Origin of the sequence: Bradyrhizobium sp. Leo170, assembly GCF_004296405.1 — a bacterium.
Classification (GTDB): domain Bacteria; phylum Pseudomonadota; class Alphaproteobacteria; order Rhizobiales; family Xanthobacteraceae; genus Bradyrhizobium.
This window is the reverse complement of sequence record NZ_PSRR01000811.1, coordinates 1-747: the sequence shown is the minus strand read 5'-3', so window position 1 is coordinate 747 and position 747 is coordinate 1. Positions and strand designations below refer to the sequence as shown.

Genomic DNA, 747 nt, shown 5'->3' with positions numbered 1-747 from the left:
CCCGGGCCGATGACGACGATTTCGACGACTAGCCTCCTTCCCGCCTCCATCGAACCCGACCGCAACTGCCCGCTCTGTCCGCGGCTCGCCGAGTTTCGCGCCGAGGCGCGTACGAAGCAGCCGGGCTGGTTCAATTCGCCGGTGGCATCCTTCGGCGATGCAGATGCGCGGCTGCTGATCGTCGGGCTGGCGCCGGGGCTGCAGGGCGCCAACCGCACGGGGCGCCCCTTCACCGGCGACTATGCGGGTGACCTGCTATACGCGACGCTGCTGGAGTTCGGCTTTGCCGAGGGCGTCTACGAGGCGCGACCGGACGACGGCTTGCGGCTGATCGATTGCCGGATCAGCAACGCCGTGCGCTGCGTGCCGCCGCAGAACAAGCCGTTGCCGATCGAGATCAACACTTGCCGAAAGTTCCTGGTGGCGACGATCGCGACCATGCCCAGGCTGCGCGCCATCGTCCTGCTCGGCCGCATCGCGCATGAATCGACGGTGAAGGCGCTCGGCCTGCGCAATGCCACTGCGCCCTTTACGCACGGCGCCGTGCACAAGGCAGGCAATATCCACCTCTACGACAGCTATCACTGCTCGCGCTACAACACGAATACCGGCGTGCTCACGCCAAAGATGTTCCGCGACGTATTCGCTCAGGTGCGCGCGGACTTGGATCACTGATCCGGTAGGGTGGGCAAAGGCGCGCTTGCGCCGTGCCCACCATCAACACTCCGCTGGGGATGGTGGGCACGC

Annotated in this window: 1 protein-coding gene; it reads left to right on the top strand. The window is 66.3% G+C overall.

The features are described 5' to 3' along the window. Window positions 1–9: 9 nt before the first annotated feature. Complete coding sequence (locus tag CWO89_RS44850) at window positions 10–675, top strand: uracil-DNA glycosylase (protein ID WP_130584455.1); 666 nt, start codon at window positions 10–12, stop codon at window positions 673–675. Window positions 676–747 lie beyond the last annotated feature (72 nt).

Bases quoted from the DNA above. Each gene is read 5' to 3' on its own strand.
- CWO89_RS44850 (WP_130584455.1), top strand. From the start codon at position 10: ATGACGACGATTTCGACGACTAGCCTCCTTCCCGCCTCCATCGAACCC.